The organism is Neomegalonema perideroedes DSM 15528, assembly GCF_000374145.1.
GTDB classification, from domain to species: Bacteria; Pseudomonadota; Alphaproteobacteria; order Rhodobacterales; family Rhodobacteraceae; genus Neomegalonema; species Neomegalonema perideroedes.
This window is the reverse complement of record NZ_KB893664.1, coordinates 83,258-96,175: the sequence shown is the minus strand read 5'-3', so window position 1 is coordinate 96,175 and position 12,918 is coordinate 83,258. Positions and strand designations below refer to the sequence as shown.

11 protein-coding genes are annotated in these 12,918 nt (G+C 66.8%); 4 read left to right on the top strand and 7 right to left on the bottom strand.

Annotated features, from left to right (window positions below; genetic code table 11):
* Positions 1 to 153 precede the first annotated feature (153 nt).
* The 3 genes from B161_RS0114725 to B161_RS0114715 are packed head-to-tail and all read right to left on the bottom strand — an operon-like array spanning position 154 to position 2,686.
* Positions 154 to 960, bottom strand: a complete 807-nt coding sequence (locus B161_RS0114725) for a MetQ/NlpA family ABC transporter substrate-binding protein (protein WP_018634210.1) — start codon at positions 958 to 960, stop codon at positions 154 to 156.
* 28 nt (positions 961 to 988) lie between these two features.
* Complete coding sequence (locus tag B161_RS0114720) at positions 989 to 1,669, bottom strand: methionine ABC transporter permease (RefSeq protein WP_018634209.1); 681 nt, start codon at positions 1,667 to 1,669, stop codon at positions 989 to 991.
* A 3-nt stretch (positions 1,670 to 1,672) separates the two neighbouring features.
* Positions 1,673 to 2,686, bottom strand: a complete 1,014-nt coding sequence (locus tag B161_RS0114715) for a methionine ABC transporter ATP-binding protein (RefSeq protein ID WP_018634208.1) — start codon at positions 2,684 to 2,686, stop codon at positions 1,673 to 1,675.
* Positions 2,687 to 2,949: 263 nt separating this feature from the next.
* Here B161_RS0114715 and B161_RS0114710 point away from each other — a divergent pair, with 263 nt between their 5' ends.
* The 4 genes from B161_RS0114710 to B161_RS0114695 all read left to right on the top strand — a co-directional run bounded on the left by B161_RS0114710 (position 2,950) and on the right by B161_RS0114695 (position 10,536).
* Positions 2,950 to 4,431, top strand: coding sequence for an MATE family efflux transporter (locus B161_RS0114710; protein ID WP_018634207.1), 1,482 nt, complete (start codon positions 2,950 to 2,952; stop codon positions 4,429 to 4,431).
* 5 nt (positions 4,432 to 4,436) lie between these two features.
* A complete protein-coding gene (locus tag B161_RS0114705) occupies positions 4,437 to 5,225 on the top strand; it encodes an ABC transporter ATP-binding protein (protein ID WP_157755668.1) in 789 nt (262 codons plus the stop codon).
* A gap of 137 nt (positions 5,226 to 5,362) precedes the next feature.
* Positions 5,363 to 6,796: a phosphoglucosamine mutase gene (gene glmM / locus B161_RS0114700; RefSeq protein ID WP_018634205.1), complete on the top strand. Its 1,434-nt coding sequence runs from the start codon at positions 5,363 to 5,365 to the stop codon at positions 6,794 to 6,796.
* Positions 6,797 to 6,903: 107 nt separating this feature from the next.
* The gene (locus B161_RS0114695) at positions 6,904 to 10,536 is read left to right on the top strand and encodes a hydantoinase B/oxoprolinase family protein (protein ID WP_018634204.1); all 3,633 of its coding nucleotides are present in this window, start codon (positions 6,904 to 6,906) and stop codon (positions 10,534 to 10,536) included.
* Positions 10,537 to 10,546: 10 nt separating this feature from the next.
* Here B161_RS0114695 and B161_RS0114690 read toward each other — a convergent pair whose 3' ends face one another.
* The 4 genes from B161_RS0114690 to B161_RS0114675 form a co-directional block, all read right to left on the bottom strand.
* Complete coding sequence (locus B161_RS0114690; protein WP_018634203.1) at positions 10,547 to 11,344, bottom strand: ABC transporter permease; 798 nt, start codon at positions 11,342 to 11,344, stop codon at positions 10,547 to 10,549.
* Positions 11,341 to 12,105: an ATP-binding cassette domain-containing protein gene (locus B161_RS0114685; protein ID WP_018634202.1), complete on the bottom strand. Its 765-nt coding sequence runs from the start codon at positions 12,103 to 12,105 to the stop codon at positions 11,341 to 11,343. The genes B161_RS0114690 and B161_RS0114685 overlap by 4 nt, the downstream gene beginning before the upstream one ends.
* A 2-nt stretch (positions 12,106 to 12,107) precedes the next feature.
* Positions 12,108 to 12,368, bottom strand: coding sequence for a DUF2059 domain-containing protein (locus B161_RS0114680; protein WP_018634201.1), 261 nt, complete (start codon positions 12,366 to 12,368; stop codon positions 12,108 to 12,110).
* A 62-nt stretch (positions 12,369 to 12,430) separates the two neighbouring features.
* Positions 12,431 to 12,880, bottom strand: a complete 450-nt coding sequence (locus B161_RS0114675) for a cupredoxin domain-containing protein (RefSeq protein WP_018634200.1) — start codon at positions 12,878 to 12,880, stop codon at positions 12,431 to 12,433.
* Positions 12,881 to 12,918: the final 38 nt, after the last annotated feature.

The window sequence follows — 12,918 nt, the reverse complement described above, 5'->3', positions numbered from 1 at the left end:
GCTTACACGAAGTTTCATGACGCCAAGGCTGTGGATCGGCGCTTGCGACGACTCGCCCCAGAGGGGAGCGGAGCAAGGCGCAGGAATCGCAAGGCCCCGCCCGCGCGGAAAAGCGCGGACGGGGTTTTTCTCAGCCGATTTAAGCTCAGCGGATCACTCGGCGACGGGAACCACGGCGCCCTTATAGGTGTCGAGGATGAATTGACGCACCGGCTCGGACTTCAGCGCCTCGACCAGCGCGACGATCTCCGGACGGGTCTCGTCGCCCGCGCGCACGGTCACGATGTTGGCGTAGGGATTGCCCTCGGCGCTCTCGACGGCGATGGGATCCTTGACCGGGTCCAGCCCCGCGCCGAGCGCGTAATTGGCGTTGATGGTCACGGCGTCGGCTTCGTCGTTGGCGTAGACCTGCGGCAGGAGCGCCGCCTCGATGTCGGGCAGGAAGGTCAGGTTCTTGGGGTTCTCGGCGATGTCGGAGATCCGCACCGCCGCCGCCTCGACGCCCTCTTTCAGCTTCACCACGCCCTCGCGCTGGAAGATCGCGAGGATGCGGCCTTCCTCGGCCACGGAATCGCGCAGGATCACGCGGCCGTCCTGCGGCAGCTCGGAGAGGCTCTTCCAGCGCTTGGAGTAGATCCCGATGGGCTCGACATGCACGCCGCCCGCATTGACGAGCTTATAATCAGGATTATCGGCCAGCACCTCGTTCAGATAGGGGACGTGCTGGAAATAATTCGCGTCGATGTCGCCGCCCACGAGGGCGGTGTTCGGAAGGATGTAGTCCTGAAACACGACGACGTTCAGATCCACGCCCTTTTCCGCCAGCAGCGGCTTGGCGAATTCGAGGATCTCGGCGTGCGGCGTCGGCGAAGCGCCCACGGTGAGCTTGGTCTGAGCGAAAGCGGGACCGGCCAGCGCCAGAACAGAGGCGAAAGTCGCGGCGAAGATGCGGTTCAACATGATAAGCTCCTTGAGACTCAAGAGAGAGTCAGCGTTTGTCCAGACGCCGCGCGAGGCGGTCGCCGAGAAACTGAATGACGAAGACGATCAGCAGCACCGCCAGAGTGGCCGCGAGGGTCACGTCGCGGCGGCTGCGCTGGAATCCTTCGAGATAGGCGAGATGGCCGAGCCCTCCGGCGCCGATGGCGCCCGCCATGGCCGTATAGCCCACCAAGGCGATCAGCGTGACGGTCAGGCCGGAGACCAGCGCCGGAGCGGCCTCGGGGATCAGCACCCGGAGGACCACCGTCCCGATTCCGCCGCCCATGGCGCGGGTGGCCTCGATGACGCCGCGGTCGACTTCGCGGAAGGCCAGCTCCACGAGGCGCGCGTAGAAGGGCGCCGCCCCGAAGATCAGCGCCGGAAGCGCCGCGTTCACCCCGAGGATCGTGCCCACCACCGCCCGCGTGAAGGGAATCAGCAGCACCAGCAGGATGATGAAGGGAATGGCGCGAAAGACGTTGGTCAGCGTCGAGAGCGTCCAATAGAGGGGCCGATTGGCCAGCAGCCGCCCCGGCGAAGTCAGATAGAGGGCCGTCCCGAGCAGCAGCCCGAGCACGAAGACCGCCGCTCCCGCCATGGCGGTCATATACAGCGTGTCCTGCGTCGCCTTGAGCAGAGGCGCGAGTCGCACGTTGGGCAGCGCGGCGGAGATCCATTCGGCGAGCATGGCTTAGCCCTCCCGCAGAAGATCGACGCCGATTCCGCGCGTCGCGAGGAATTCGGCCAAAGCCCGCGCCTGAGCCGGATCGGGCAAATGGGCGACGATCTCGCCGGAAGGCCCCTCAAGGGTCTGGCTCAGGCGGGCCTGAAGCAGATTCGCCCGCAGCCCGAGCTTCAAAACCGCCTCGGAGAAGGCGGAATCCTGCGCCGCTCCGCCCTCGCCCGCATAGGTCAGACGCAGCAATGCGCCCTCGGGCGGCGCGAGGGCCGGATCAAAGCCCCCCTCCTCCGAGGTCTGGCGGATGAAGCGGCGGGTGATCGGCTGTTTCGGCGCGGCGAAGACCTCGGAGACGAGGCCTTCCTCCACGACGCGCCCGGCCTCCATCACCGCCACATGATCGCAGATGCGGCGCACCACATGCATCTCATGCGTGATCAGCACGATGGTCAGCCCGAGGCGGCGGTTGATCTCGGAGAGGAGATCCAGAATCTGATCTGTGGTCTGAGGGTCCAGCGCCGAGGTGGCTTCGTCGCAGAGGAGCAGATCCGGCGCATTGGCCAGAGCCCGCGCGATCCCGACGCGCTGTTTCTGTCCGCCGCTAAGCTGCGCGGGATAGGAATCTTCTCTGCCCTCCAGCCCCACCAGCCGGAGCAGCTCCTCGACTCGGGCGCGGCGCTCGGCGCGGGGAATTCCGGCGATCTCCAGCGCGAAGGCGACGTTGGCGCGCGCCGTGCGCGACCAGAGCAGATTGAAATGCTGAAAGATCATGCCGATCTTGAGCCGCGCCTTGCGCAGCTCCGCCCCGGAGGCCCGGCCCATGTCGCGCCCCGCCACCAGAACCGAGCCGGAGGAAGGCTTCTCCAAGCCGTTCAGCATGCGGATGAGCGTGCTTTTCCCGGCGCCGCTCTGGCCGATGATCCCCGTGACCCTTCCCGCGGGGATGGTCAGGCTGACCTCGTCCACAGCGGCGATCTTATTTCCGCCCGCGCGATAGATTTTCGAAACTTGGTCGAGCGTGATCATATGCGACGTCCTGAAGCCCGGCGCCGCCGCGCCATGGGCCAGGACGTCGGGCTTTCCGAGGGATCCCCTGAAGAAAAGCCGAAGCCTTGGCTCGCACGCCGCCGGGCGCGCGTCCAATGCTTAAGCGCCCTATACTTATGCGATATTCGGATAAGAAGACGCCGCCTCCCGACCTCAAGCCGACATGAAGCCCTTTGGATTGAACGACGCCCCCGGCCATGCCAGATTCCCGCCTAGCCTTTTCGGCCCAATGGAGACCCGAGTTGAAAGCCAAGAACGATCTGGTCGCGGCGCCGATAGGCCCCACTTTGCTGGCCTTCGCCCTGCCCACGCTCGCCTCGTCGATGCTGCAATCCGCCAACGGCTCCATAGACACCATCTGGGTCGGGCGGCTGATCGGAGAAGCCGCCGTGGCGGCCACCGCCAACGGCAATCTCGTCATGTTTCTGCTGACGGCCTTCGTCTTCGGCTTCGGCATGGCCTCGACCATCCTCGTCGGCCAGTCGGTCGGGCGCGGAGATCTGGATTCCGCGCGGCGGGTGGTCGGGACGGCGATGGGGGCTTTCCTGCCGGTCTCGCTGCTGCTGGCGGTGGGCGGCTGGTTCGCGGCGCCTCATGTGCTGGGCGTGCTGGGAGTCGCGCCGGAGATCGAGCCTCTGGCCCGCGCCTTCCTGAAGGTCACCTTCCTCGCCCTGCCCGCCTTTCTGCTCATGACCATGCTGATGATGGTGCTGCGCGGCGGCGGGGACGCGGTGACGCCTTTGATCTTCATGGCCTTGGCGGCGGTCCTCGACGTGATTCTGAACCCGGTCTTCATCCTCGGGCTGGGGCCTTTCCCGGCGATGGGCGTCGGAGGCTCGGCGCTGGCCACGGCGGTCGGCAGCTACGTCAGCCTCGCGGCCATGCTGGCCTATGTCTACGGGCGGGATCTGCCTTTGCGGCTGCGCGGGGCGGAACTGGGCTATCTGCGCCCCGACGGCGCGATTCTGAAGCTCATGCTGACCAAGGGCCTGCCCATGGGGATTCAGATGATCGTGGTCTCGGCCTCCATGCTGGCGATGATGACGCTCATCAACGAGCGCGGCGTGGACACCACCGCCGCTTTCGGCGCCACGCAGCAGCTCTGGACCTATGTGCAGATGCCCGCCATGGCGCTCGGGGCGGCGGTCAGCGCCATGACCGCCCAGAACATCGGCGCCGGACGCTGGGACCGCGTGGAGCGCATCGCGCAAGTCGGCGTGGTCTTCAACCTCGCTTTGACGGGCGCTTTGGTGCTGCTGCTTCTGCTGGCCGAGCGGGCCGCTCTGGAGCTGTTTTTAGGCGCGGGCGGCGCGGCCGTCGGGATCGGCGAGCATATCATGCGCATCGCCACATGGGGCTTCATCCCCTTCGGCGTGACCATGGTGCTCTTCGCCACGGTGCGCGCCAATGGGCAGGTGCTCTGGCCTCTGGCGATTTTGTTCATCTCGATGTTTCCGATCCGCCTCGGCTTCGCCTGGGGGCTTCAGGGCGCGATCGGTCCGGACGCGCTTTGGCTGAGCTTCCCGGCGGCCATGGTCGCGACCATGATCATGGCGATCCTCCTTTATCGTTACGGCGGCTGGCGCAAAGAGCGCGACATGCGGGTGCGCGCCGCCGCCCTCCCCGACGCGCGGCCTCCGGCGGCGGCGCTTTACTCCGAGGCGGCGCCTCCGGGCAGTCCGCTGGCGGCCAACGCGCCGCCTCTGCGCGAGGGCGAGCCATGAGCATTATGATGAAGCTGAGCGGCCTGAGCGTGGTCCGGGGCGGGCGCTCCGTTCTGCGCGACGTCGATTTAGAGATCCGGGCGGGCGAATTCGTCGGGCTGCTCGGTCCCAACGGCGCGGGCAAGACGACCTTGCTCCGGGCGGCGCTCGGGCTGCAATCCGCCGCAGGCTCCGCCTCCCTCGCCGAGATGTCGGCCGCCGCCCGCGCGCGGGCGGTCGCCTTCATGCCTCAGACGCGCGAAATCGCATGGCCCATGTCCGTCGAGCGGGTGGTCGCGCTGGGAAGGCTCGCCCATCCCGAAGCCGCCGCCGAAGCCGACCGCCTCGCCGTGGCGCGCGCCCTGACGGCCCTGAAGCTCGACAAGCTGCGCAAGCGCCGCGCCGACGAATTATCCGGCGGCGAGCAGGCCCGCGTCCTCATGGCGCGGCTTCTGGCGCAGGAATCGCCGTTGCTCGTCGCCGACGAGCCCGCCGCGGGGCTGGATCCGGCGGCGCAGATCTCCGCCATGCGGGTCTTCGCGCGCCGGGCCGCCGAGGGCGGCGCGGTGCTGGCCTCTCTGCATGATCTGGGTCTGGCGGCGCGCCATTGCACGCGGCTGATTCTGCTGCGCGAGGGCCGGATCGCCGCCGACGGCCCGCCCGCCGAGGCGCTGACGCCGGAGATTCTGGCGCGGGTCTTCGGCGTGACGGTCTGGAGCGCGCAGACGGATCGGGGCTTCGTGCTTCAGCCGCTCGACGTGACGCCTGAACCGGATTCCAAGCCCGCGCCGGCCCCCTCCTTCGAAAGGATCTGAGCGTCAGACATGATTCTGCAATGAACGCGTGGTCAGAATCGCGAATCGAGCGCCTCCCGGAGCGGCGGATATGATCTTATCCTCTTCGCCCCGGGCCGATTCAGGCGCTAGATTGGCGTCGCGTCGGGGTAGACCATATGTCGAATGAAGTTTCGCTTGTGCCGCTTATCCGCAAAGAGGGTGAGAAAATTCCACAGCAGATCAAACAGGCCGCCAAGGCCGACCGCGGATATTTCGGAACCGACGGCGTGCGCGGACGCGCCAACGCCCATCCCATCACCGCCGAAATGGCCTTGCGGCTGGGACAAGCCGCCGGAAAGATCTTCGGCGGAGAAGGCGGCGCGCGTCGGCGGGTGGTGATCGGCAAAGACCCGCGCCGCTCCTCCTATATGCTGGAATCCGCCGTCGGGGCGGGCTTCATGACCATGGGCTTCGACGTCTATTCGCTCGGGCCGCTGCCCACTCCGGCGGTGAGCATGCTGGTGAAGTCTCTGCGGGCGGATCTGGGCGTGATGATCTCGGCCTCGCACAACCCCTTCCACGACAACGGCCTTAAGCTCTTCGGGGCCGACGGCTTCAAGCTCTCCGACGCGCAGGAGGCCGCGATCTCGGCGCTGATGGACGAAGGCGTCTCCGAAACCGATTTCGTCGGGCCGCGCGCCATGGGCCGCCACACCCACCTCGACGACTCCCACGCCCGCTACATCGAATTCGTCAAAAACACCTTCCCGCGCGAATTGCGCCTCGACGGGCTGAGGATCGTGGTCGATTGCGCCAACGGCGCCGCCTATAAGGTCGCGCCGATGGCTCTGGCCGAACTCGGCGCCGAGGTGATCGCGCTCGGCGTCTCGCCGGACGGCTTCAACATCAACGAGGGCGTCGGCTCCACCGCGCCGCAGGCCTGCGCCGCCAAGGTGGTCGAGACCCGCGCTGATCTCGGAATCGCCCTCGACGGCGACGCCGACCGCGTGCATCTCATCGACGAGACCGGCGCCATCATCGACGGCGATCAGATCATGGGGCTCATCGCCGAATCCTGGGCGGCGCGCGGCGCGCTCAAGGGCGGGGCTCTGGTGGCCACGGTCATGTCGAACATGGGGCTGGAGAAGCATTTGAAGGCGCGCGGGCTGGGCCTCGTGCGGGCCAAGGTCGGCGACCGCTTCGTCGTCGCGGAGATGCGCGAGCGCGGATGCAATCTCGGCGGCGAGCAATCGGGACATATCGTCTTCGGCGACTTCGCCTCCACCGGAGACGGCTTGGTCGCGGCTTTGCAGGTCATGGCCGAGATGGTGCGCCGGGGCGAAAAGGCCAGCCGGATCGGACGGGTCTTCACGCCCTATCCGCAGCTGCTCAAAAACGCCCGCTACGCGCCGGGCGCCGATCCGCTGGAGAAGCCCGAGGTCAAAAGCGCCATCGCCGAGGCCGAATCCCGGCTGGAGGGCCATGGACGGCTCCTCATCCGCAAATCGGGCACCGAGCCGCTGATCCGCGTCATGGCCGAGGACGAAGACGCCGCCCTCGTGCGCGAATTGGTCGAGGATCTCGCGGCGCTGATCGGCCGCGCCGCCTGAGCCTGCTCAAAAGGCGCAGGAAGGGTTGACCGCTCCGCCGCTTTCGTCTTGATGAGCCCGTTCGCTTCTTTTGGGGGCGGCTTTTCAGGGCGGGGGCGGGGCGGATCATGGCTGGAAGCGAGACCGAAGGCGCTTGGGATTTCTGGATCGACCGCGGCGGCACCTTCACCGACGTGATCGGCCGCGCGCCCGACGGGACTCGCCGCGCCCGCAAATTGCTCTCCGAGAATCCCGAAGCCTATGAAGACGCCGCCGTGGAGGGAATCCGCCTCCTGCTCGGCGCGCCGCGCGGGGAGGCTCTGCCCGCAGCCCGCATCGGTCTGGTGCGGATGGGCTCGACGGTGGCCACCAACGCGCTGCTGGAGCGCAAGGGCGAGCGCACGCTCCTGCTCGTCACCAAGGGCTTCCGCGACGCCTTGCGCATCGCTTATCAGGCGCGGCCCGAGATCTTCGCCAAAGAGATCCTTCTGCCGGAGCAGCTTTACGAGCGCGTCATTGAGGTCGAGGAGCGTTTGCGGGCGGACGGCGCGATTGAAACGCCCTTCACGCCGGGCGATTTGTCCGAGCGGCTGGCTCAGGCGCGGGCCGAGGGGATCGGCGCGGTCGGCGTGGCCTTCATGCACGCATGGCGCGACGGGACTCATGAGCGCCTCGCCGGAGATCTCGCGCGGGGGGCGGGCTTCGCTCAGGTCTCGCTGAGCCATGAGGCTTCGCCTTTGGTGAAGCTCGTCGGGCGCGGCGACACCACCGTGGCGGACGCCTATCTCTCGCCGATCCTGAGGCGCTATGTGGCGCGGGTCGCCGAGCGCCTCGGCGCGACGCCTCCGGGCGAGCCCGGCCCGACGCTGCAATTCATGATGTCCTCGGGCGGACTGACCGCCGCCGAGCGCTTCCAAGGCAAAGACGCGATTCTCTCGGGGCCGGCGGGGGGCGTGGTCGGCATGGCGGAGACCGCCGCCATCGCGGGCTTCGGCAAGGTCATCGGCTTCGACATGGGCGGCACCTCCACCGACGTCGCCCATTACGCCGGAGATTACGAGCGCGCCTTCGACGCCGAAGTGGCCGGAGTCCGCATCCGGGCGCCGATGATGCGCGTGCATACGGTGGCGGCGGGCGGCGGCTCGATCCTCCGCGCGGAGAACGGGCGCTTTCGCGTCGGGCCGGAGTCGGCGGGCGCCGATCCGGGGCCTGCGAGCTATCGGCGCGGCGGGCCTCTGACCGTCACCGACGCCAATGTGATGCTCGGCAAGCTTCAGCCGGATCTCTTTCCCGCGATCTTCGGGCCGGAGCAGAACCAGCCCCTCGACCGCGAGGCCGCCGCGCGGGGCTTCGCCGAAATCGCCGCGCAGACGGGCCTGACGCCCGAAGCCGCCGCCGAGGGATTCCTCCGCGTGGCGGTGACCAATATGGCCAACGCCGTCAAGACCATCTCGGTGCGGCGGGGCTATGACGTCACGCGCTATCTGCTCAACGCCTTCGGCGGGGCGGGCGGACAACACGCCTGCCTCGTGGCCGACGCCCTCGGCATGGAGGCCGCGCTCATCCATCCGCTGTCCGGGCTGCTTTCGGCCTATGGGATCGGACTCTCCAGCATCTTCGCCAGCCGGCAAAAGGCCGTGGAGGCGCCGCTCGAAGAAGAGGCCCTCCCCATTTTGCAGGCGGGTTTCGCCGAACTCCGCGCCGCTGTGGCGGAGGAATTCGCCGCTCAGGGCCTCGCGCCGGAGGCCATGGAGGCCCGCGAGATCCTGCATCTGCGCTATGAAGGCTCGGATGCGGCGCTTCCGGTGGTCTTCGGCGGCGATCCCGTCGCCGCCCGCACAACCTTCGAGACGGATCATCTGGCGCGCTTCGGCTTCGCCTCGCCGGAGAAACGCGTGATCATCGAGGCTGTGGAGGCCGAAGGCCGCGAAACGCCGGATTCCCGCAAGGCCGAACCGAGTCATCCGCTTCAACCCAGCCGCCCCGCGCCCGCCGAAACCCGCCGCGTCTTCATGGAGGGCGCATGGCGCGAGGCGGGAATCTTCCGCCGCGAGGCTCTGACGCCCGGCGCCGAAGTCTCCGGCCCTGCGCTGATCATCGAGCCGAATCAAACGATTGTGGTCGAACTGGGATGGAGCGCCGCCGTCACGGCCCATGACCATCTCCTGCTCCGCCGCCATGAGCCGCTGGCTCCGCGCAAGGCGGCGGGGACCGAGGCCGATCCCATCTTGCTGGAGGTCTTCAACAACCTCTTCATGTCCATCGCCGAGCAAATGGGCCTGACGCTTCAGAACACCGCGCAATCGGTGAACATCAAGGAGCGCCTTGATTTCTCCTGCGCGGTCTTCGACGGCTCCGGCGCTTTGGTGGCCAACGCCCCGCATATGCCGGTTCATCTGGGATCCATGGACCGCTCCGTGGAGACGATCATCCGCCGCAACGCCGGACAGATCCTTCCTGGCGAGGTCTACGCCCTCAACGCGCCCTATGACGGCGGCACCCATTTGCCGGACATCACCGTCTGCACGCCGATTTTCGATGAAGCGGGCGCGGAGATCCTTTTTTGGGTCGCCTCGCGCGGCCATCATGCGGATGTCGGCGGCATCGCGCCCGGCTCCATGACTCCCCGCGCGACCCGGTTGGAGCAAGAGGGCGTCCTCATCGACAACCTAAAACTCGTGGAGGGCGGCGTCTTCCGCGAAGCGGAGGTCTTGCAGGTTCTGACGGATCATCCATGGCCCTGCCGCAATCCGGCGCGCAATATCGCCGACCTCAAGGCGCAGATCGCCGCCAACGCAAGGGGCGTCGCCGAGATGCGCCGCATGGTCGAGGATTTCGGCTTAGAGGTGGTCCGAGCCTATATGGGCCATGTGCAGGACAACGCCGCCGAGGAAGTCGCGGCCCTCGTCGCGCGGTTGAAGGACGCTGAATACGTCTATCCTACGGATCAGGGTCGCGAAATCCGCGTCAAGATCTCCATCGACCGGGAGAAACGCGAAGCCACGGTGGATTTCACCGGAACCTCGCCCCAATCCGAAGACAACTTCAACGCCCCCGAGCCCGTGACCCGCGCGGCGGTGCTCTATTGCTTCCGGGCGATGGTGGAATCGCCCATCCCCATGAACGCCGGATGCCTCAGGCCGATCAAGATCGTGATCCCGGAAGGCTGCCTTCTGCGGCCGCAATCTCCGGCGGCGGTGGTGGCTGGGAACGTCGAGACCTCGCAGCATGTGACCAACGCGCTCTTCGGCGCGCTCGGCGCCATGGCGAATAGCCAAGGCACCATGAACAACCTCACCTTCGGGGATGAGGAGTTTCAATATTACGAGACGATCTGCTCCGGGGCTCCGGCGGGGCGGATGAACGACGGGCGCGGCTTCGCGGGAGCTTCCGGCGTCCACACCCATATGACCAATTCCCGCCTCACCGATCCCGAGATTCTGGAATTGCGCTTCCCGGTGCTTTTAGAGGAATTCCGCATCCGCGAGGGCTCAGGCGGAGCGGGCGTCTTCCCCGGCGGCGATGGAACCGAGCGGCGGATTCGCTTCCTCAAGCGCATGGATTGCGCGATCCTCTCCTCTCATCGGCGCATCAAACCTCAGGGATTGGGCGCGGGCGGATCGGGCGAGGTCGGCGCGACGAAGGTCCGGCGCAACTCCGGCGCGGTCGAAATTCTGCGCGCCTGCGATCAGACGGCTCTGGAGCCGGGCGAGGCCGTGATCCTGACCACCCCCACGCCGGGCGGCTTCACGCCGGAATGAACAGGCGGACTCAGGCGCCGCGTTTGCGCCAGAGTCCCTTAGAAGGATCATACATCACGACGGTCAGAGCGAAGAAGGCGACCGCGCATCCCCCGACCGCCAGAAAGGCATTCAAATTGAACTGAAGATAAAGCGCGAAGCGGATCAGCTCCACCGCGGAGGTGAAGGGATTCCACAGGCAGATCTGATAGAGCAGCGGGCTCGATTCCCGAATGCGCCAGAGCGGATAAAGCGCGCTGGAGGCGAAGAACATCGGGAAGATGACGAAATTCATCACCCCCGCGAAATTCTCCAGCTGCCGGATGGTCGAGGAGATGAGCAGTCCCAAAGCGCCGAGCATCAGCCCCGAGAGGATCAAGGCGGGCGCAACCGCGACATAACCCCAAAGCGGCGGCTCCACGCGCCAGAGCCAAGCCACGAAGAGGAAGGCGTAGACCTGAAGGCAGGAGACCAGGACGCTCGCGATCAGCTTGGAGCCGAGCAGAAACCAGCGCGGATAAGGGCTGACGAGCAGGCTCCTCATGGCGCCCGTCTCGCGGTCGTAGACCATGGAGAGCGAAGACTGCATCCCGCTGAAGAGCAGGATCATCGCGCAGAGTCCCGGCGCGACATAGGTGTCATACAGCACATAGGTTTGATAGGGCGGGATGATTGAGAGCCCCAGCACCGAGCGGAAGCCCGCCGCGAAGATGAAGAGCCAGACCAGAGGCCGCACCAGAGCCGCCAGAAAGCGCCCCTTCTGACGCAGAAAGCGCAGGCCCTCGCGCCAGAGAATCCCGCGAAAAGCCGTGAACCAGCCGGGCCTCATGAGCCGCCGCCCTCCGTCTGCGCCCCTGACGCCGCATGGCCCGTCAGCGCGAGAAAAGCCTCCGTCAGGCTTTGATCGCCCGATAAATCCGCCGCGCGGCCCTGAGCCAGCACCTCGCCCTTATGCAGCAGGATCACGCGGTCCTCCGGTTCGATTTCGTCGAATTGATGGGTCGCCCAGAGCGTCGAGACGCCTTCGCGCGCGATCAGCCCGCGCACCAGAGCCAGCACCTCGGTCCGCGCCCGCACGTCGAGCCCCGCCGCCGCCTCGTCGAGCAGCAGAAGTTCCGGCTTATGGAGCAAGGCGCGTCCGATTTCGGCGCGGCGCTGCTGGCCGCCCGATAAAGCCGCCGCCCGCGCCTCCAGCTTCTCCTCCAGCCCGACCAGAGCCGCGATCTCCTCGACCCGCGCCCGCGCGCGCCGCCCGGAGATTCCATGCAAAGCCGCATGATAGGTCAGGTTCTGGCGCAGGGTCAGATCCAGATCCAAAGCCCGGCTCTGAAACACCACGCCCATCCGCGCCAGAGCCTCGCCCGACTGACGGCGCACGTCGTAGCCCGCCGCCTCGATCAGGCCGCTGCGGCTGTCGTAAAGCCGGGTGATCAGCGAGAACAAGGTCGTCTTGCCCGCGCCGTTCACCCCGAGCAAAGCGGCGAAAGCTCCGCGGGGGACCGCGAAGCTCACGTTCCTCAGAGCCTGAAAGCGGCCGAAGCTATGGCCGACCCCCTCGACCCTGAGGGCTGCGTCCGAAGCGGCGGTCAAGCTCACTCCTTGCGCATGCCGATGACGTTGAAGTCCTTATCGAGCTTCACGTCATATTGGCCGTCGAGACAGGCCACGTCGTCCACGTCGAAGCCGCCGCCGGCCTCGACCTCGATTTCATCGGGATCGACGTCGCAGCTCTGGGCGGCGAGGACCTCCGTGATCTTGGCGATCTGCTCGGCGGTGGGATCGTCGTCGGCCATGGCGGGCGCGGCGACGAAGAGGAGCCCGGCGGCTCCGAAGGCGGCGAAAAGCTTCTTCATGGCGAATTTCCTCCCGAAAAGCCGCCTCGCCCCGATGGCGAAGCGGCGAAAAACTCACGAAATCATTGGCCGGTGATGACGAAGGTGGCGCGCTGGCTCTCACCCGAGGATCCGGGGATGCTCAGATGATAGGTGCCCGGCACCACCGCCACGAAGGAGATCAGAGCCTCGCCCGCCGCGTCGAATTCGATGGAATGGACGCCCATGGGGCGGATCTCGATCTTATTGATGACGATCTCGTTGATCCAGATGGCGCGGAAGAAATCGCCGCCCGAGAGCGCCAGCTCCGCCGAGCCGTCGGCGACCAGCTTGACCCGGTAATATTTGCCCGAGATCAGATTATAGGTCTGCTCGGCGACCGGCTTGCCCGAGGCGAGGGTGATCTCCGGCAGATCCTCGCGGTTGGTGCGCGAGAGCAGCCCCGCGAAGCCGAGTTGCGCCTGAGCGGTTTCGGCCCCGAGGCCGAAGGCGAAAGCGCCCGCCAGAAGGGCGGCGGCCAGAGTCTGTTTCATGACGTTTCCTCTTTATTTTCTACTTTGAAGTTCAAGGC